Annotated in this window: 17 protein-coding genes and 1 pseudogene; 5 read left to right on the top strand and 13 right to left on the bottom strand. The window is 63.1% G+C overall.

All coding sequences use genetic code 11. The annotated features are described in order from the left end of the window. Positions 1–2: 2 nt before the first annotated feature. The 4 genes from Q0X62_RS08110 to Q0X62_RS08095 all read right to left on the bottom strand — a co-directional run bounded on the left by Q0X62_RS08110 (position 3) and on the right by Q0X62_RS08095 (position 4,516). The gene (locus Q0X62_RS08110; protein WP_297733837.1) at positions 3–413 is read right to left on the bottom strand and encodes an OB-fold domain-containing protein; all 411 of its coding nucleotides are present in this window, start codon (positions 411–413) and stop codon (positions 3–5) included. Further along, on the bottom strand, positions 410–1,567 hold the full coding sequence (locus Q0X62_RS08105; RefSeq protein WP_297733834.1) for a thiolase domain-containing protein: 1,158 nt from the start codon (positions 1,565–1,567) through the stop codon (positions 410–412). The genes Q0X62_RS08110 and Q0X62_RS08105 overlap by 4 nt, the downstream gene beginning before the upstream one ends. Before the next feature lie 31 nt (positions 1,568–1,598). Continuing rightward, on the bottom strand, positions 1,599–3,071 hold the full coding sequence (locus Q0X62_RS08100; protein WP_297733832.1) for an MFS transporter: 1,473 nt from the start codon (positions 3,069–3,071) through the stop codon (positions 1,599–1,601). A 131-nt stretch (positions 3,072–3,202) separates the two neighbouring features. Further along, positions 3,203–4,516: an acyl-CoA dehydrogenase family protein gene (locus Q0X62_RS08095; RefSeq protein ID WP_297733829.1), complete on the bottom strand. Its 1,314-nt coding sequence runs from the start codon at positions 4,514–4,516 to the stop codon at positions 3,203–3,205. Between the two features lie 366 nt (positions 4,517–4,882). Here Q0X62_RS08095 and Q0X62_RS08090 point away from each other — a divergent pair, with 366 nt between their 5' ends. Further along, positions 4,883–6,055, top strand: a complete 1,173-nt coding sequence (locus Q0X62_RS08090) for an acetyl-CoA C-acyltransferase (RefSeq protein WP_297733827.1) — start codon at positions 4,883–4,885, stop codon at positions 6,053–6,055. 87 nt (positions 6,056–6,142) lie between these two features. On the opposite strand, the gene Q0X62_RS08085 is transcribed toward Q0X62_RS08090, so the two are convergent. Beyond that, positions 6,143–7,060 (bottom strand): acyl-CoA thioesterase II, encoded by a 918-nt coding sequence (locus Q0X62_RS08085; RefSeq protein WP_297733824.1) that lies wholly within the window; start codon positions 7,058–7,060, stop codon positions 6,143–6,145. Between the two features lie 166 nt (positions 7,061–7,226). Next, the gene (gene proB, locus Q0X62_RS08080) at positions 7,227–8,384 is read right to left on the bottom strand and encodes a glutamate 5-kinase (protein ID WP_297733821.1); all 1,158 of its coding nucleotides are present in this window, start codon (positions 8,382–8,384) and stop codon (positions 7,227–7,229) included. A 320-nt stretch (positions 8,385–8,704) separates the two neighbouring features. On the opposite strand from proB, the gene Q0X62_RS08075 reads away from it, so the two are divergent. The 3 genes from Q0X62_RS08075 (at position 8,705) to Q0X62_RS08065 (ending at position 12,511) form a co-directional block, all read left to right on the top strand. Then, positions 8,705–9,484, top strand: a complete 780-nt coding sequence (locus Q0X62_RS08075; RefSeq protein WP_297733818.1) for a pyrroline-5-carboxylate reductase — start codon at positions 8,705–8,707, stop codon at positions 9,482–9,484. Between the two features lie 47 nt (positions 9,485–9,531). Beyond that, on the top strand, positions 9,532–10,788 hold the full coding sequence (locus Q0X62_RS08070) for a glutamate-5-semialdehyde dehydrogenase (RefSeq protein ID WP_297733815.1): 1,257 nt from the start codon (positions 9,532–9,534) through the stop codon (positions 10,786–10,788). 97 nt (positions 10,789–10,885) lie between these two features. Beyond that, complete coding sequence (locus Q0X62_RS08065; RefSeq protein WP_297733812.1) at positions 10,886–12,511, top strand: sodium/solute symporter; 1,626 nt, start codon at positions 10,886–10,888, stop codon at positions 12,509–12,511. A gap of 85 nt (positions 12,512–12,596) precedes the next feature. On the opposite strand, the gene eda is transcribed toward Q0X62_RS08065, so the two are convergent. After that, complete coding sequence (eda, locus tag Q0X62_RS08060; RefSeq protein WP_297733809.1) at positions 12,597–13,229, bottom strand: bifunctional 4-hydroxy-2-oxoglutarate aldolase/2-dehydro-3-deoxy-phosphogluconate aldolase; 633 nt, start codon at positions 13,227–13,229, stop codon at positions 12,597–12,599. Continuing rightward, positions 13,226–14,206 carry a glucokinase gene (glk, locus tag Q0X62_RS08055; protein WP_297733806.1) on the bottom strand — a complete coding sequence of 327 codons (981 nt, stop codon included), beginning with the start codon at positions 14,204–14,206 and terminating at the stop codon, positions 13,226–13,228. The genes eda and glk overlap by 4 nt, the downstream gene beginning before the upstream one ends. A gap of 202 nt (positions 14,207–14,408) precedes the next feature. On the opposite strand from glk, the gene Q0X62_RS08050 reads away from it, so the two are divergent. Next, a complete protein-coding gene (locus Q0X62_RS08050; protein WP_297733803.1) occupies positions 14,409–15,170 on the top strand; it encodes an SDR family NAD(P)-dependent oxidoreductase in 762 nt (253 codons plus the stop codon). Positions 15,171–15,189: 19 nt separating this feature from the next. Here Q0X62_RS08050 and Q0X62_RS08045 read toward each other — a convergent pair whose 3' ends face one another. The 5 genes and pseudogenes from Q0X62_RS08045 to Q0X62_RS08025 all read right to left on the bottom strand — a co-directional run. Then, positions 15,190–16,005 (bottom strand): hypothetical protein, encoded by an 816-nt coding sequence (locus Q0X62_RS08045; RefSeq protein ID WP_297733800.1) that lies wholly within the window; start codon positions 16,003–16,005, stop codon positions 15,190–15,192. 42 nt (positions 16,006–16,047) lie between these two features. Further along, positions 16,048–16,926 carry an RDD family protein gene (locus tag Q0X62_RS08040; RefSeq protein ID WP_297733797.1) on the bottom strand — a complete coding sequence of 293 codons (879 nt, stop codon included), beginning with the start codon at positions 16,924–16,926 and terminating at the stop codon, positions 16,048–16,050. Between the two features lie 26 nt (positions 16,927–16,952). Then, positions 16,953–17,954, bottom strand: coding sequence for a stage II sporulation protein M (locus Q0X62_RS08035; protein WP_297733795.1), 1,002 nt, complete (start codon positions 17,952–17,954; stop codon positions 16,953–16,955). Continuing rightward, the gene (locus tag Q0X62_RS08030; RefSeq protein WP_297733792.1) at positions 17,951–19,240 is read right to left on the bottom strand and encodes a DUF58 domain-containing protein; all 1,290 of its coding nucleotides are present in this window, start codon (positions 19,238–19,240) and stop codon (positions 17,951–17,953) included. The genes Q0X62_RS08035 and Q0X62_RS08030 overlap by 4 nt, the downstream gene beginning before the upstream one ends. Further along, positions 19,240–19,509 (bottom strand): annotated as a pseudogene (locus Q0X62_RS08025) (magnesium chelatase); the annotation flags it as partial. The pseudogene Q0X62_RS08025 and the gene Q0X62_RS08030, both read right to left, overlap by 1 nt.

Genomic DNA, 19,509 nt, shown 5'->3' with positions numbered 1-19,509 from the left:
GATCAATCTCCACTGGGGGTGAAAAAGGGCAGGGATGGTCCATCCCCGATCGCTTCCGCGTCGCGGGCCTGCGGTGCCAGCCGGACACGCTGGCCGATGGCCAGGGCATCCAGATCATCCGCGACCAGATTGGTCAGCAGGGCCGGGCCCTCATCGAGCGTGACATAGGCCACCGCAAAGGGAGCGCCGTCGCCGCGCCGCATGACCGACAGGCTGTAAATCTCGCCCTCGCCCCGGGTGTCGAGCCAACGCGTCTCGGCTGATCCGCAATGCGGGCAGATATGGCGCGGGTAATAGTGAGCCTTGCCACAAGCCTCACAGGTCTTGATACGAAGGACGCCCTCGCCCAGCCCGTCCCAGAAGGCTTGCGTTTCCGGATTGGGCTGCGGGGCGGGAAGCTTGCGCGCACTCATGACTGACGCTCCAGGATGATGGTGGCGGCGCCGTGCCGGGCACCGAGCGAACCGCCAATGCCGGTGGCGACCGCGAGATCGCAATTGGACACCTGGACGGCAGGCGCCGCCTCGCCGCGCAATTGCCGGACGGCCTCGATCACCTTGGTGATGCCGCCGCGGAACATGGGATGGTTGTTGCAAAGCCCGCCGCCATCCGTGTTGAAGGGCAGCTTGCCGGTGCCGGAGATCAGATTGCCGTCGGCAACGAATTTCCCGCCCTTGCCCTTGGCGCAGAAACCCAGATCTTCCAGCTGCAAGAGGACCGTGATGGTGAAGCTGTCATAGATGGAGGCGTATTTGATGTCGGCTGGCGTCACGCCGGCTTCCTCAAAAGCGCGCGGACCGGATTGCGCCGCCGCAGAGACGGTCAGGTCGAGACCGAGACCCCCGGCCGGCCCCTTGGTCGCCTCCCCGGCCCCAAGCAGAGAGATCACCGGCCGGTTCAGCGTTTTTGCGATTTCCGGCGAGACCACGACCAGCGCGCCGCCGCCATCCGTCGTCACACAGCAATCAAGCCGGTGCAGCGGGTCGGCAATCATCGGACTGTTCACGACATCCTCGACCGTGACCACTTTGGGCAGCATGGCGTGGGGATTGTGCTGGGCATGGTGAGACGCAGCGACCTTGATCCAGGCCAGCTGTTCCGACGTGGTGCCGTGTTCGTGCATGTGACGCGCCGCACACATGCCGTAGCTGGTATGATTGGTCAGACCGACCCATTGCTCGAAAGCAGCCTCCGGCGCGCCGGGCCGGAAGCGTTGCACGGCTTCCGAGCGCGGCCGACCGGCCAGGGTGATCAGCGCCACCGAACACTTGCCCGCGGCGATGGCCTGGGCGGCATGGGCGACATGCTGGATATAGGTACAGCCGCCCATCTCGGTGGAATCCGTGTGCCGCACAGTCAGGCCGAGATAATCGATCATCGAGATCGGCCCGAAGCCGGGCGCATCGGTGGCACAGAAGTAGCCATCAACATCCCTCAGCGACAGACCGGCATCGGCCAGCGCCCCGGCCGCACACTCGGCATGCAGCTGCGGTGTGGTCATGTCCGGCGCCAGCCGGGTCGGGTGTTCAAAAGCGCCGGCAATACAAGCGGCGTTACGCAGGCTCATGCGAGCTCCTGTGAGTGATTGGCGATATTGATCATTTCGCGCCCGGTTGGGTGTGAGGAGCCCCCTCTTCACGAAGCTTCAGAGCTGCGAGGTTGGCTTCATGGCTGGCCCGGTCCAGGCGATAGAAATGCAGGAAGAGAGCGCCTGCGATATAGAGGAAGGCAACGCTGGGCACGTAGAGAATGGCCAACATGTCCACCGAAGCCGGATCGACATCGGCGGGCTGGGCGCGCTCCGGCAAATCGACAATGGTAAGAAGGATACCCGCCGCCATGAGGCCAAAACCCGTCACGCATTTCTGCATAAAGGAATTGGCCGCATAGAACAGGCCTTCCGCGCGGCGACCCGTTTTCAGGTCACTATCGTCAATGACGTCTCCGATCATCGCATGAACAAGGATGGCCGACGAAATGCCACAGGCCGAATAAATCGCCTGGATGACGAAGAGAGTCGGCAGCAGCGCGGGGTCACCGTCGTCAAAGAACAAGCCATTCAGGCGCAGGATGAAAGGCGTAATACCGAAGAGGATGGCGGCAATGGTGAGCACAAAGGCCGCGGCTCGTTTGCCAATGCGCTTCGAAATGATTGGCGCGAAGATCAGCGCAAGAAAGGCCCCGAGCAGGGGATCGGCCGCCATGATCGCCAGCTCTGCGGAATTAAATCCCCAGAAGAGCGTGCCGAAATAGAGCGACAGCGCCGACGCCATTCCGATGGCGGTGTATTTCAAAACGCCGAAGCTGAGGATCGCCAGGAAGGCCCTGTTTCCAAACGTCTTCGCCATCAGCTTGAGCGTCCCGAACGGGTTTCGACGCTCCGGTGGCGGCAGCTTTCGGAGATATTTGATCCGATGATGTGTCCCAACGGTCGAGATCATAACAGTGGCGAACATGAGAAGCGATCCGACCAGACCGAACGTATAATATCCGGCGGGGTTCAGCTGGCCGATCGGGTATTCCTCGGTCGGGGCAAGCCATATCCACAACGCCAGGACCGACATTCCGATGCCGCCCAGGTAGCCGAAGAAATACCGATAGCTGGCGATCGAGGTACGGTCGTCATAATGGGTCGAAAGCTCCGGTGCGAGCGCGGAGCTGGGAATTTCATAGAGCGTGATGAATGTCCGCACGGCCGAAGACAGGACAGCCAGATAGATCACCAGATCCCACCCCGCGATTCCCGAAGGCGGGTGCCAAAGGAAGAAGAAGGAGGCGGCCGCGGGAATAGCCGACAAGTACATCAACGGATGGCGTCGCCCCCATTTGGTGCGGAGACTGTCGGAAATCTGGCCGACAATGGGGTCAGAGACGGCGTCAAAGACCAGCGCGACCAGAATAGCCAGGGAGACCAGTGCCGCCTCGGCACCGATCACATAATTGTAGTACCACAGCAGGTAGGCTCGGAAGGCGACGTCCTTGACGCCGTAAGCCATCGAGCCGACGCCGTAGAGAAGCTTTGAAATGTATTTGAGCGGCGGCGCCGAGATCGGCGAAGCAGTATCAGTCATGTGTCCTCCACAAGGAATTGCGGATGGACGGACACGTGAAGCCCCGTTTCATCGATGTCGTCCTCCCATGGGGCGCGCCTTTTGGCGTCTGCCCAGTCACTTTGCCCGACAAGGCCGGGCAATACCCAGTCTCAATCAGCGCCCACACTCTCGGCCAGCTCGCGCACGATGTCGGCGGCGTCGCCGTATTTCTCCAGCGCGGCGGCCTTGAGATTGGGGATGGAATAGTCCGGAAAGATCGGGTCCTCGACATCGCGATAGGCGCGCAGATGCTGGCGCGCGACCGTCACCTTGTGGACCTCGGTCGGCCCGTCGGCGATGCCCATCACGAAGGCGCCGATGACCTGGGCTGCAAAGGGCATTTCCGGCGATACGCCCAGCGAGCCGTGAATGTGCAGGGCCCGGCCGGCGATATCCTTGTAGACTCGGGGCATCAGGGCCTTGATGCCGGCGATGTCCTTGCGGACGAGCTTGTAGTCCTGGTGCTTGTCGATCATCCAGGCCGTCTTGAGCGCGAAGAGGCGGAACTGCTCGAGCTCGATATAGCTGTCGGCGATCTGCATCTGCACCGCCTGCTTGTCGGCGATGACGCCATCGCGGGTCTTGCGCGACACGGCCCGGCGACACATCAAGTCGAGCGCGCGCTTGCAGGCGCCGACTGTACGCATGGCGTGGTGAACCCGGCCACCGCCCAGACGGGTCTGGGAAATCACGAACGCCCCGCCGCGCTCACCCAGGAGATGATCCTTGGGCACGCGCACATCGGTATAGCGGACATAACCTTCCGAGCCCTCCGGCTGGCCATAGACCGCCACATTGCGTACGATTTCGACGCCGGGCGCGTCGGTCGGCACGATGAACATGGACATGCGCTGATAGGGGTGACCGTCCGGGTCGGTGACCGCCATCACGATCAGGAATTCCGACCATTTGGCATTGGTGGAGAACCATTTTTCGCCATTGATCACCCAGTCATCACCATCCTCGACGGCCGAGCAGGTAAAGAGGAGCGGGTCGGACCCGCCCTGCGGCTCGGTCATCGAGAAGGCGGAAACGATCTCGTTGTTCAAAAGCGGCTTGAGATAGCGGGCCTTCTGTTCCTCGGTACCGTAATGGGCGATGATTTCGGCATTGCCGGTATCCGGCGCCTGGCAGCCAAAGACGGTCGGCGCAAAGGCCGAGCGCCCGAGAATCTCATTCATCAGGCCCAGCTTGACCTGGCCATATCCCTTGCCGCCCAGCTCCGGTCCGAGATGGCAGGCCCACAAGCCCTTCGCCTTCACCTCGTCCTGAAGCGGACGGACCAGCGCATTACGCTTGGGATTTTTGACATCATAGGGGTGAAAGCCGAGATGGATGAGGGGCTCGACCTTGTCGCGGACGAAGGTGTCCATCCAGTCGAGCTTGGCCTGAAACTCTGGATCGGTCTCGAAATCCCACGCCATTTCAGCGGCTCCGCCCCATGCTTTCATATTATCGGTATGAGCATACCTGTTTTTTGAAAACCGACAAGAGCGAGAAATAACAGCTGCTTTTGCATACCGACCATCCGGAATTTGAAGCTTGCTGCCCAAATTTGAGGAAAGGGTCCGGTTTTCTCTTGCCCCGCACCGGTGCAGGCGACTAAAACTTCATCACAATTCGTCGGCGCATAAGGGGAGAACAGGCGCAAACCGGAATGAGAGCATCGCCACCGATCCGCCCAAGCCGGGTCTTCGAAGCGCTGCCGAACCGCACGCCACAGCCCTGACCGCCAGTCCATACACCTCCTTCCCGAACCCACACCTTCCGCAAAGCAAAGAGATACAATCATGCGTGATGCCGTCATCGTCTCCACCGCCCGCACCCCGATCGGCAAGGCCTATCGCGGCGCCTTCAACGCCACGCCCTCGCCGACCCTGTGCGGTCACGCCATCGCGTCGGCCGTCGAGCGCTCCAAGGTCGATCCGGCGGAAATCCAGGACGTGATCATCGGCGCCGCCCTGCAGCAGGGCGTGCAGCACACGATCGGCCGCACCGCTGCCCTGCGCGCCGGGCTGCCGGTCACCGTGGCCGGCCAGTCGATGGATCGCCAGTGCTCCTCCGGCCTGATGACCATCGCCACCGCGGCCAAACAGGTCATCGTTGACCGCATGGATGTGGTCGTCGCCGGCGGCGTCGAGTCGATCTCCATGGTCCAGACCAAGGAAATGCGCGTCCAGCCGGACCCGGAACTCCTGGCCATGCACAAGGACATCTACATGCCCATGCTGCAGACCGCCGAGATCGTCGCCAAGCGCTATGGCATCTCGCGCGACCGCATGGACGAATACGGCCTGCTGTCGCAGCAGCGCACTGCCGCGGCCCAGGATGCCGGCAAGTTTGATGATGAAATCGTGCCGATGAAGTCGACCAAGATCGTCGTCGACAAGGCCACCGGCGAAACCTCCAAACAGGACGTCTTCCTCGAGAAGGATGAGGGCAATCGCCCGAGCACCGAGCTGGCCGGACTGCAGGGCCTGAATGCGGTCATCGAAGGCGGCACCATCACCGCCGGCAATGCCTCGCAGCTTTCCGACGGCGCCTCGGCCTGTGTGGTGATGGAAGCCGAGCTCGCCGCCAAGCGCGGTCTCGCCCCGCTGGGTCGCTATATGGGCATGGCCGTCGGTGGTACCGAGCCCGACGAAATGGGCATTGGCCCGGTCGTCGCGGTGCCGAAACTGCTCGAGCGCTTCGGCCTCAAGGTCGATGATATCGGCCTTTGGGAACTCAATGAGGCCTTCGCGGTCCAGGTCCTCTACTGCGCCGACAAGCTGGGCATTCCGGCCGACAAGCTGAACGTCAATGGCGGCGCCATCTCGATCGGTCACCCCTATGGCATGTCCGGGGCCCGCATGGTTGGGCACGCCCTGATCGAGGGCAAGCGCCAGGGCGCCAAATACGTCGTCATCACCATGTGTGTCGGTGGCGGCATGGGCGCAGCCGGCCTGTTCGAAGTCCTGTAGTCACATCGACCTCCGCAAATGGAAAGGCCGCGCCGGATTATCCGACGCGGCCTTTTCATGACGTCGACCGACCGGCGCAGTCGGCGCCTAATCATCCCGCAGACGGATCAGGCCCTCCTGGGCCGTGGAAGCGACCAGCTTGCCATCGCGCGTGAAGAGCTGACCGCGATTGAAGCCGCGACCGCCGCCCGACCACGGGCTGTCCGTGTCATAGAGCAGCCAGTCACTCATATCGACATCGTCATGGAACCAGACCGCGTGATCGAGGCTGGCCGACTGCATCTTGCGGGTCATCCAGCTGATACCGTGCGGCTGCATGCAGGTGCTCAGCAGCGCCATGTCCGAGGCAAACGCCAGGATGGCGCGATGCATGACCTGGTTGTCGCTGGCCAGATCGGTGGCGCGGATCCAGATCTGCCGCCGGGGGTCGCGCTTGCGCGGATCGACCGGCGACCAGGGATCGACCGGGCGCATCTCAATCGGTCGCGGCCGGGTCATGAAGCGGTAGAAGGGCTCGGGGATCTGGTCCTTCATCTTGCGCAGGAGCTCGACCTCGGTCGGGAGCGTGTCCGGCATGGCGACATCGCCCAGATCGACCTGGTGGGTCAGCCCCTTCTCCGGACGCTGGAAAGACGCCGTCATGTTGAGGATGGGTTTGCCGCGCTGCATGGCAATGACACGGCGATTGGAGAAGCTGCCGCCGTCATAATCGCGCTCGACCCGATAGATGATGGGGAAGTCCTCATCGCCCGGGCGCATGAAATAGGCGTGCAGCGAGTGGACCTGGCGCGCATCATCGATCGAGCCGACCGCGGCATTGAGCGCCTGGCCGATCACCTGGCCGCCAAAGACCCGGCCCCGACCGCCCGGATTGCGCCGTCCGCGATAGAGATCGACATCGATCTCCTCGACATCGAGCAGATGCACCAGGCCCGCGGCCAGCTCGGCCGGCGTATAGTCCCGGCGCTTCTTCTTTTCGCCTTGCGACGTATCAGCCCCATCCATGGCGGCATCCTCAGCTCGATCCGTGTGCGTGGCGACAAGTCTGGACCGCGCCAGCCCAAATTTCCAGCTTTCGGTACGGTACGATGCAGGATGCGCCGGGCAGAGAAAGGGGCCGGTCCCGGCAGGATCGACCCTTACTCAGTTCGGACCACAGGCAGGCTGCGCGTTAAGAGGCGACCAGCCGCAGGGATTTGGTCGGCGCATCCCATGGCAGGTGCTGGGCATCGAGGATGACCATATTGTCACGGTTCACGATTTCCGGCCGCGCGTGATAACCGAGCAGCTCCTTGACGTCCTGGTCGGTGTGACGGGCCAGCATCATGGTTTCGTCGGAGGAGAAGTTGGTCAGGCCACGGGCCACTTCCTCGCCGCTTTCCGAGTAGACGTGAAGCACGTCACCCTTGGTGAACGTGCCGTGGATCTTGACGATATCCTCGTGGCTCACGCCACTCGTGCTGGTCGCCAGCGCTTCGGCCGCGGCGTCATTGAGCACCAGGCTGCCAGCGCGCTGCAGGCGATTGGTGAGCCAGACGGCCCAGGACGAAGCCGGAGTCCCCTTGGCCACGCATTTGGTGTGGCGTCGCTCGCCGGACAGGACGGCCGAGACCGGACGATCAATGGTCCCTTCGGCTATCAAGGTGGTGCACCCGGCATTCTGGGCCAGGTTCGCCGCCTGGATCTTGGTCAGCATGCCGCCGGAGCCGAGCGAGCTCGTGCCGGAGGTGACTTCGAGATACTCGGTGACGTCATCAATCGTCTCGACGAATTCCGCGTCCGGGTCGGACGGGTCGCGATCATAGAGGCCATCAATACTGGTCAGGATGACGAGGTGGTCGGCCTGGATCATCTGGGCCACCTTCGCGGCCAGGCGGTCATTGTCGCCAACGCGGATCTCTTCGGTCGTGACGGTGTCATTCTCGTTCACGATCGGCATCACATCGCGTTCGAACAGACGCTGGATCGTATTCTTCGTATTGAGGAAGCGGCGGCGCTCCTCGAGATCCTCAAGTGTCACCAGGATCTGGGCAATGTCGAAACCGTGCTCGTGCGCGACCTGCTTGTAAGCGTTCAGCAGAAGCGGTTGGCCGCAGGCTGCAGCGGCCTGCTTGTCGAGCACGCCCGCTTCTTCCGGCGATGTCTTCATTGCGTTCAGGCCAAGCGCGACCGCGCCGGAGGAGGCCAGCACAACATCATGACCTTCATCGCGCAGGCGGGCGATATCCGCCAGCAGCTCGTTCAAGAAGGCATAGCGAAGGGTCAGCCGGCGATCATTGGCCAACAGGCTGGACCCGATCTTTACGACAATGCGTTTACGCTGGCTCACACGTTTCTCCTGATTGACGCGCCGGATTGGTGCGGCGCAAAACTGAGCCGCAAAATATTTAGCATTCGAAATTTATCAACCCCGGATTCCGCAAGAAATCGCCCTCAAAGGCCTTGCCTTAGCTACACAAGGCGTAATTTCTTATACGGGGCGTGCGATTCCGGTCCCTCCTTGCGACCGCATATATAATTTGAATTCGAAATTGTTTTTGCTATATACCGCCTCAACACGCGCTCGACCCGCCCCGGCGGTTCGGGCATTTTCATATGAGCAGGGCTCGATGACGCCGCTGCGCGATCATTCTAGGGAGTTGCCAGGGCATGGACATACTGCTGGTCGGATGCGGAAAAATGGGCGGCGCCATGCTGCGCCGCTGGCTCGACGCCATGCCGGCCCGGTTCACCACAGTGAACCGGAGCGGTCGCGCCTTGCCGCCGGGAACCGAGCATGTCTCCGGCGCGGACGCGCTGGATGGCCGACGCTTCGACGCCATCATCATCGCCGTCAAACCCCAGCAAATCCCCGACGTCTTGCCGGATTATACCGAATTTCTGGCCGAAGGCGGCTGTTACGTCTCGATCGCGGCCGGCTTCTCGGCGGCCTCGATCAGCAAGGTTGTCGGCGACAAGCCGGTGATCCGCATCATGCCCAATCTGCCGGCCCTGATCGGACGCAGCGTGAACGGACTCTACGCCAATTCCGCCTGCGGCCCGGCCCATCGCGATCTCGCCGACCAGCTGGCCAAGACCACCGGCACGGCGGTCTGGCTGGACAGCGAGGACGAACTCGACCGCCTCACCGCCGTCGCCGGCAGCGGCCCGGGCTATGTCTTCGAGATCGCGCGCAGCTATATCGCCGCCGCCGAAGATCTGGGCTTTTCCCGCGAGACGGCCCGCGCCCTGGTTCTGGAAACGATCGGCGGCGCCATCGAGATGGCGGCTCGCTCGGAGGATGATGTCGCCGAGCTACGCAATTCGGTGATGAGCAAGAAGGGTACGACAGAAGCCGGCATCAACGCCTTGCGGCGTGACGGCCTGCTGGACGCGCTGCTCAAAGACACGACCCGCGCCGCCTATGACCGAGCGGTCGAACTTCGCTGATTGCCGGTCCCGCACTTTTGAACAACACTCCAACCCCACAGGAAACCATGTCAGATCGTATGCAAGCCTATATCGAACAACTCGGCCGCCAGGCCCGTGAGGCCTCTCGCGTACTCGCGACGGCGTCCACGGAACGCAAGAATGCTGCGCTCATCGCTGCCGCAGCCGCCTTGCGGATGCGGGCGAATGACCTGCTCGAGGCCAATCGCATCGATGTCGACAGCGTCAAGGAAGCCGGCAAGCCGGCCGCCTTTATCGACCGCCTGATGCTGGATGGCGAGCGCATCGAAGGTGTCGCGAATGCGATCGAGTCGATCGCCACCCTGCCCGACCCGGTTGGCCGCGTCCTGGCCCAGATCGACCGCCCGAACGGCCTGCGCATCGAACGCGTCGCCGTACCGCTCGGCGTCATCGGGATGATCTATGAATCACGCCCGAATGTCGGCGCCGATGCCGGTTCGCTCTGTCTCAAATCAGGCAATGCGGTGATCCTGCGCGGCGGTTCGGAAAGCCTGAACTCCACGCGCATCATCGTTGACTGCATGAAGGAGGGCCTGCGTGAAGCCGACCTGCCGGAAGATGCGGTCCAGATGATCGACACCTCGGACCGTTCGGCGGTCCAGCATCTCCTGCAATGCACGCAATATGTCGATCTGGTCATTCCGCGCGGCGGCAAGGGCCTGGTCTCACTTGTGCGGGACCAGGCACGCGTGCCGACGCTCCTTCATCTCGACGGCAATTGCCATACCTATGTCCATGCGGCGGCAGACCTCGACAAGGCGGTCGCCATTGTCGAAAACGCCAAACTGCGCCGGACGGGCATTTGCGGTGCCACGGAAAGCCTGGTCGTCGACGAGGCTGTCGCGGCGGAGCTCCTGCCGCGCCTCGTTGACCGCATGAGTGATTGCGAGTTCCGCGGTGACGACGCGTCCATCGCAATCGATCCGCGCATCAAGCCGGCCGATGAGAGTGATTGGGATACCGAGTATCTCGACGCCTGCCTGTCGGTGAAGATCGTCAAGAACCTCGAAGAGGGCATCAATCATGTGGCCGCGCATTCCTCGGCCCACACGGATGCCATCGTCACCGAAGACCTCGACGCAGCCACCTGCTTCCTGTCGATGATCGACAGTGCGGTGGTCATGCACAACGCCTCGACCCAATTCTCCGATGGCGGGGAATTCGGCATGGGCGCCGAGATCGGCATTGCCACCGGCAAGATGCATGCGCGCGGCCCGGTCGGCCTCGAACAACTCACCTCCTTCAAATACCTGGTGCATGGCGAGGGCCAGACCCGACCCTGAAACCGGCCCTGCCAGCGGGGCGAATGACGCCCCCTTGAGCCGAGCACCGAATACCGCGACCTTCCACCTTTCGTTTCGCTGAACCCAAGGCAAGTCCATGGATATTGAAGCTCTTATTTCACTGGCGCTCTACTTCGTCCTGATGATGGCGATCGGCCTCTACGCCTATCGCAAGTCAACGGATGACGTATCCGGCTACATGCTGGGCGGACGCCAGCTTCACCCCGCCGTCGCCGCACTCTCGGCCGGCGCGTCGGACATGTCCGGATGGATGCTGATGGGCTTGCCGGGCGCCATCCTGCTGACCGGCATCTCGGAAAGCTGGATCGCGATCGGCCTGATGATCGGTGCCTATTTCAACTACAAACTCGTGGCCCCGCGGCTGCGGGTCTATACCGAGGTGGCCGACGACGCGATCACGATTCCGGACTATTTCGAGAAGCGTTTTGCCGACAAGTCGCGCCTGCTTCGCGTCATCTCCGCCATCGTCATCGTGGTTTTCTTCACGATCTATACCTCGGCCGGCGTGGTTGCGGGCGGCAAGCTGTTCGACGCCTCCTTCGGCCTCAATTACCAGGTCGGCCTCTTCCTGACCGCCGGTGTCGTGGTGGCCTATACCCTGTTCGGTGGCTTCCTGGCCGTCAGCCTGACCGACTTTGTCCAGGGCGTGATCATGTTCATCGCGCTGATCCTGGTGCCGGTGGTGACCATCATGCAGCTGGGCGGCTTCGGTCCGACCGTGGACGCGCTGAGCACGCTCAGTGTAGACGTCAATGGTTGGGACAAGGCCTATCTCTCCATGATCCCGCAGGAAAGCATGGGCCTCGCCATAGTCGGCATCATCTCGACCATGGCCTGGGGTCTGGGCTATTTCGGCCAGCCGCACATCATTGTGCGCTTCATGGCCGTGAAGTCCCTGAAGGACGTCAAGATCATGCGCCGTATCGGCATGAGCTGGATGCTGATCACCGTGATCGGGGCAGTTCTCACCGGTGCCGCCGGTCTGGCCTATGTGAAGAGCCAGGGCATCCAGACGGCGGAAGGCCTCAATGTCGCCCGCGTCGTGGAAGCACCGACCGATGCCACGACCACAATGAGTGACCTGGATTCGATCGACACCACCGGCGCTTTTGCAGACGGCGATGTCGTTCTCGGTGACCAGGAGACGATCTTCATCCTGCTCTCCCAGGTCATTTTCCACCCCTATATCGCCGGCTTCCTGCTCGCCGCCATCCTGGCTGCGATCATGAGTACGATCTCCTCCCAACTCCTGGTCTCGTCGAGTTCGCTGACGGAGGATTTCTACAAGATCTTCCTGCGGCGCAATGCGAGCCAGAAAGAGCTGGTTCTGGTCGGGCGGCTCTCCGTCCTCGCCGTATCGCTGATCGCGATCGGACTGGCCTTCAATCCGGACTCCAACATTCTCGGCCTGGTGTCGAATGCCTGGGCCGGTTTCGGCGCCGCCTTCGGACCGGTCATCCTGGTCAGCCTGTTCTGGCGCGGCATGACCCGCCTGGGCGCAATCTCCGGCATGATCGCCGGCGCGGTAACGGTGCTGGTCTGGATTTACGGCCTGCAGCTGTCCGGCGTCATGTACGAGATCGTTCCCGGCTTTATCGCCTGCCTGGTCACGCTTTATGTCGTGTCCAAGGCAACCGCAAAGCCGGGACCGGACGTCACCGACTATTTCGACGAGATGCACAAGCGCATCAAAGCCGGCTAGTCGCGGACAATGCTCCGCTCAACAAGAAAGCGGCGGCCCATCGGGTCGCCGCTTTTTTCTTGCCCGGAACAGCAGGGCCTGTGTGTCAGGCCTTCATCGCCGCGGCCGCCGCGGCGTTGCCGGTGATGGCGTCCCAGTCACCGGCCTCGATCATCGCCCCGGTCGCGATCCAGGATCCGCCGACACAGACGACATTGGGCAGGGCCAGATAATCCGGCGCCATCTCACGGGTGATCGAGCCGGTCGGGCAGAAACGGATATCGGGCAGCGGACCGGCGATCGATTTGAGATAGGGACGGCCGCCCGCCTGCTCGGCCGGGAAGAATTTGAGCACCTCGAAACCGGCCTCGACCGCGCTCATCGCCTCACCGGCCGTGGCCACGCCAGGAAGAACCGGCAGGCCGGAGCCCAAAAGCGCAGGAATGAGTTCCGGCGACAGGCCCGGGGAAACCAGAAAGTCGGCGCCGGCAGCCATCGCATCGGCGACCTGTTCCGGCGTGCGGATTGTCCCCATGCCGATGATCATGCCCGGCTCGGCCGCCTTCATCGCGCTGAGCACGTCGAGCGCCGCCGGGGTCCGCATGGTCATTTCCACCACACGCAGGCCGCCGGCCTTGAGGGCGCGGGACAGGGGCGCGGCCTTTGCCACATCCCCGACAGTCAGGACCGGGATAACACTGGCAGCGCGAACGAGAGTTTCAAGCGTGATGAGGGTCATGAGAGACGAGTGCCCTGTTCTGCCAGTGCGGCGGCACCGCGCAAGGCGGCCCCGTCCGACTGGATGAGACGAATGGGTATATCGGAGACATAGCGCGTCATCGGGCCGCGGCCCAAAAAACGGGCCCTGAAGCAACTGGTCTCCAGCAGACTGCGGATGCGGGGCAGAATGCCGCCGCCCAGATAGATGCCCGCGCGCGATCCGGTCAGGACGGCGACATCACCGACATACCCGCCCAGTGCGGCACAGAAGAACTCCACCACTCTGGCGCCCATCGACTCCGGATCGGCGAGCGCTTCACGGGTGATGTCTTCCGGTCGGTAGCCCGGCCAGCTGGCGCCGTCGATCTGGCACAGGGCACGGTGGATATTGACCAGGCCACGGCCGGAGAGAATGCGCTCCCAGGAGACGAAACCATATTCGCGGGCAAGGACGCGGCCGACCTCGATCTCGAGATCGGTTCTCGGCGCAAAGCCGGCATGGCCGCCCTCGGTGGCGACCACCTTCACGGTCTCCCCATCAGGCACGAGCAGTCCCAGACCCAGCCCCGTCCCTGGCCCGAGCACGGCGATGGGCGTGCCCTCGACCGGATGACCATCGGAGATCTCGACAATATCGGCGGGCGGCGTCAGCGGAGCGCCCCGGGCCTGAGCCTCGAAATCATTGACGGCCATCAGGGCCGCCATGCCCAGCTCACCACCCAATTCGTCCGGACGGAAGCTCCAGGTCGCATTGGTCAGCTGGACCCGCCCCGACCGGATCGGCGAAGCCACCGCGAAACAGGCCCGGTCCGGGCGATCGCCCTCACAGCTTTCCAGATAGGCCATGGCGGCATCGCGCAAATGCTCGAAATCCTCATTCCGGAGGCGCCGCACCTGGTCGAGTTCGAAGCCGCGCGTGACGCTGCCGCGCGCAATGGCGAAACGGGCATTCGTGCCGCCGATATCGGCGACCAGATAGCGCGGTTCATTGCTCATTGCCGGCACGGCTCGTCCCCGAAGTCTGCGTGCGCTACCACCCCGATGCCAGGGCAGGCGCGTCATCTGCCTTTATGCGTCATCTCTATACGGCATATGTTACCCCTAACATAGACCCTGATTTCATCCGCCTCGACGACACGCCCTTTTCAGCCTGGCCGGAACAGGCCAGACAGATGGGCCGACAGAATGGAGACCGTGCATGACCGACCTCACCGGCAAGACCATCGCCATCACGGGAGCCTCAAGCGGGCTCGGCCGTCACTTCGCCGGCCTGCTGGCCGCAAAGGGCGCGAAACTGGCGCTCATGGCGCGTCGCACAGACCGTCTCGAAGCCGAAGTCGACACGCTGCGCGCAAGCGGCACTGATGCCATCGCCCTGCCGCTGGATGTGACGGACATTGCCGCCATCGGCCCTGCGCTGGACCGGGTCGAAGCGGAGCTGGGCCCGTTGTCAGTGATGATCAACAATGCCGGCATTGGCGGTGAAGGCATGGCCCTGGACATCACGCCGGAGCATTTCGACCAGACCTTTGCGGTCAATACGCGTGCCGTCTATTTCGGTGCCCGCGAAGCCGCCAAGCGCATGCTGGCCTCCGGTGTGGCCGCCGCCCGCGACGCCCGCATCATCAATATCGCCTCCATCGCCGGCCTGACCGTACTGCCGGGTCTGACCGCCTACTGCGCGTCCAAGGCCGCCGTCATTTCGATGACCAAGGGCCTCGCACGCGAGTGGGCTCGCCAGCACATCGCCGTCAATGCGATCTGCCCCGGCTATATCGAGACCGAGATCAACGCCCACTGGTTCGCCACCGAGGGTGGCCAGAAGCAGATTGCGCGCCTGCCGCGCAAGCGTCTGATGGACATCACCGCCCTCGACGACGCCCTCCTGATGCTCACCGGCCCGGCCGCCGGCCAGATCACCGGCACCGCCATCACCATTGATGACGGGCAGGTGCTCTAGCCGGCGCTCGGGCAGACGCCTATTCGAACACTTTCAGCAGGTCGCCGGTCGAGCCGCCTTCCTTGATCTCGCGGAGGCGTGCATAGACCAGGCCTGAGGCGATCAGGCCGATCGGAAGGACGACAGCCTGGAAGGCGGCGCTTACAACGGTCAGCCACCAGGGCGTTGCCGCGGCAATCGAGGCCGGATTCGAGGCACCGGACGTGATCTCGCCGAGATCCATCACGCTGGTGAAGATCACCGCAGAGTAGATGGCGGACAGGATCCAATTGAGAATGACCAATACGAGTATGATGCCCACGATAGCCCAGCGATAACCCTTGGTGAGCTCCTCGCTGCGCCCCAGCGCGGAGAAGCCGGCTTTCTCGAACACGATCGCCGGGACATAGACGTACAACAGCGCCAACACGTACAGACCCGGTACGATCAACAGCAGAAAGCCGATCATGGTCGCGATGCCGGCAATGATGCCCAGAATGAGAATAGGCAGAAAGCCGGTCACGGCGCCGCGGACAGCTTCACCGAGCTGGGCACCTTGTCCGGTATGAAGCGAAATCGACATGCGCACGACCACGGCCTGAAGCAGGATCACCAGAAACCCGGACAATGCCGCGATCGCCAGGCTGCTGGTAAAGCTGGCCATTGAATCAACCGTGCTGGGCATCAATTGTTCGCTGACCGGGTTCAGGACCAGGAGCGTGTAGATCAGGTATGGGACGAAGACGATCCCGAACATGAGCGGGAAGTTCTTGAAATAAAGGTCGAAGGTGCCGCCCAGGATTCGGCCGACGCCGAGCTCGGCTTTGAAACCGGGTGTTGGGTTGGTATCCGTCATGTATCCCCCTTGTGGTGCTGATGGTGGTGTAAACGTTGAAAACTAGTCGCCGTCACGGTGATGCTTGTCGTCACGCACATCCCCGAACATTCGCTTTTGCTCCAGGAAGGCCCGCTGTGCGGTGTAGAAGGCGTGCAGGAATTCGTGGGCACGACCGTCCGGCACCGGCTCTTCAAAGCCGATCTTGTACCGGATCTGGGCTGCGACCTGGACCAGGCTGTCCCGCCTGCGCAGATCGGAACGGCGTGTCTCCGACCGGCTCCGCAGCAAGCTTTCCAGGGTCTGCAATTCAAAACTGCCATAATGCTCCAGCTGTGCCGGCGCGAAGTCGAATTCAATCCTGGGCGTGGACGTCGACAAATCCGGCAAGAGCACGGCTTTTGGCCGACAGGTGACATAGGTGTTGGCGATCAGATCACCCAGACGCTGTCGCTTTGAATTGGTGAGTGGAATAATCAGAACGATTGCGATCCAGACCAGCAGGATCAGATTCCACACCGTGCCCAAGCTGCCGGACACAATCAGCATCGTGCCGGGCATGAATATTTCGACTTCCTTCATCAGGTTCCGCGCGACGACGGCATGCGTCGTCAATCCACGCCCATCGGCACCCAGGACCCGCAGGCCGGTCGCTCGCTTTCCGACGGTCTGCCCGTTCCAGAACAGCTCGGTGAGGATGTAGTAGGGCGCCCGGATCACCAGCATCAGGATGGCCGCGAGTGAGGTGACAAGCGGCTCGATTGTGAAGGGAAGCACCGCGAGCAGAAGGATGACCGACACCATCACAACGACCGTGATGAGAATGTCGAGCAGCTGAGCCCCGAAGCGGGCCGCAATCCCCGCGACCTCAAAGCGGATCGGCACCCCTTCCGGCGGAACCAGCTCGAACCAGCGGCGGGCGTTCTCGAGTTTGCGTGCCATCTCTGCAGGTGTCTGCAACCGGGCCATCACCGCGCCCTCCGCCCGGCCAGCATGAACCAGCCGAGCCACAGCAGGCCTATCCCCCAGCCCATCACAATCCGCAACGTCGTGTCCGTGATGAGCTGTCGGGCAAACCCTTCCAGAAGGCCGGCGACAAAGAGCATCAAGGCCGCCACCAGGGCCAGTTTCACTGCATCTTTCGAAGAGGCTCGCAAGGAGTCCTTGCGGGAGAGGCCGCCGGGGAAAAGGACGGCGAGACCCAGGCGGAAGCCGCCCGCCGCTGCCAGCGCCAGGGCGCTCAACTCGGTCACGCCGTGAATGGACAGCCAGCCAAACAATTCCATCCCCAGGCCCCGGTCCGCATAAAGCGCCCAGAAGGCGCCAAGGATGAGACCGTTATAGAGTGTCAGAAGCAGGCTAGGCACACAGGCGAAGACCCCCAGCGCAAAGGAAAACAGGGCGACCCGTGTATTGTGCGAGAACAAAAAGGCCGCGAAGGCGCCCAGCTGGGCCAACAGATTGCCCTCTGTGTCGAACAAGCCGGCGCGCAGGGTTTCCGTGCTGGCCCCCGGTCCGCGCTCACCGGCCAGCCCGGTCGGCACGAAGGTATAAAACCAGGCCGGGTCCTGCGCAAAGAGAAGCGCGGCGACCCAACCGCCCAGAAAGAGTGCCGCGAACGCCATCAAGATGGCCCAGCCGGACCGCCGCACAGCGGCCGAGGCGGATCCGCCGAAAAAGCGGCCCATCACACCGGACAGGCTTTCCTGCGGCGCATAAACAGCCAGGAAAGCCCGGGCCACGAGCGTTTCAAGATAAATCAGCAAACTCTTGTCGAGCGAGATATCGCGCGCCACCGAGAGTGATGTCGTTGCCTTGCGATACAGTGCTGCGAGCGCACGCGATTCCTCGAAGTCGAGCCGCCCGGCGCCGCCGGACTCGACCCGCTCGACCAGCGCTTCAAGCGCGCGCCAGTCGGCTTCGCGTTCAGCCCGGAATCGACTCGAGCGGATCGGCTGGCTGTCGCTCATGCAACCTCCCTCGCCTTGAGGTCGAGATAAGTCGAAACCAGGCGCGGTGTGAGCTGGTCAGGCCGGACATCCAGCACCATCACGCCCAGCTGGCCGAGGCGTTCGAGCACAATCCGCCGGTCGCGCAGCAGGTCGGCCGCGGACACGGCTTCAGCGGCGGCATCCAGTGACGGCACCGGCACGCGCGCCATGTCCTCCGTCTCCGGATCGCGCAAGGCGACAAAGATGACCAGATGGTCGCGCGACAGGCGGCCGAGATGCTCGACCATGAGTTCAGACGTCGTGGTGTCGACAAAGTCTGCGAAGATGATGACCAGGCTGCGTCGGCGCAGGCGTGTTTTCAGCGTCGCGAGGGCCAGGGTGGGATTGCTCTCGGCGCTTTCATAGCTCAGGGCCGCCAGCGCCCGTCGCAGCTTGGGGAATATCTGGCGCCCGGGCTCCGGCGGCATCCAGCTGTGCGGACGGGCATGGTAGGTATAAAGGCCGACCTGGTCGCCGCCGACCGCTGCCGCCCAAGCCGTCGCCAGCGCCGCATTGATGGCGTGGTCAATCTTTGGCAAGCCGGCGATGGTCTCACGCATCAGATAGCCATGATCGAGCGCGATGATAATGTTGTGGTTGCGCTCGGCCCGCGTCTCCTTGGACAGCATGCGGCGTTGCCGCGCCGAGCGTTTCCAGTCGACCCGCCGCAAACTGTCGCCGGGAACATACTCGCGCAGCTGGTGGAATTCCGACCCTTCACCCTCGGCGAATGACTCCTTCTGACCATGCAGGCTGGTGTGAACCGCCAGGTCGATCTGGCCCTGGGTTACGGGCCGGATATCCGGCATCACCGTGACCGAATGGGCCAGTTCCGAGCGCGGAATGAAATCGAAAAGCCCGAAGCGGGAGGGCCAGTTCAGCCAGACATGGCCAAGCGGCCAGTTGCCGCGCGCGCTGCCTTCCAGCGACAATTCCAGCACGGCCTCGTCGGTCCCGGCATGGAGCGCCGCCGGGCCGCGCACGCCCTCCGGCCAATCAAAATGCGCCATCATTCCGCGCGGAGCGCCGGGCGTGATGTGTAAGCGGAAGATCACGCTCTGCCCGGCAAAGATTGCGTTCGGCCCCTCCAGCTCAAGACGCCGGCGACGGCGCACACTGCCCGCCAGATCCAGCACGAGGATGGAGCCGAGGACCAGCCACGGCATGGCCAGCAGGCTGCCATCCTGCGTCGAAAAAGGCAGAAGGAGCGCGGTCACCGCGAGCGCAATCAGCGCCGCCCAAAGCAATCGCCTGGTGGGTCGCATCAGCGCGGCACCTCGATCCGGGTCAGAATGGCGCTCAGCACATCATCGGGTGTCCGCCCCTCGATCTCCGCCGTCGGACCGAGCTGGATGCGATGGCGCAGCGCCGGCAGAACGAGGGCCTGGACATCATCGGGAATGGCATAATCACGCCCGGCCAAGGCGGCGCTGGCCCGCACGGCCGCCGCCACCGCGTCGGCGGCGCGGGTCGAGGCCCCTTCGCGTACATCCCCGTCCGTGCGGGTCGCTCGGACGATGTCGAGGATGTAGGC

This window comes from uncultured Maricaulis sp. (assembly GCF_947259345.1).
GTDB lineage: Bacteria > Pseudomonadota > Alphaproteobacteria > Caulobacterales > Maricaulaceae > Maricaulis.
The sequence above is the reverse complement of the archived record's forward strand: the minus strand, read 5'-3'. Positions and strand labels throughout refer to the sequence as shown.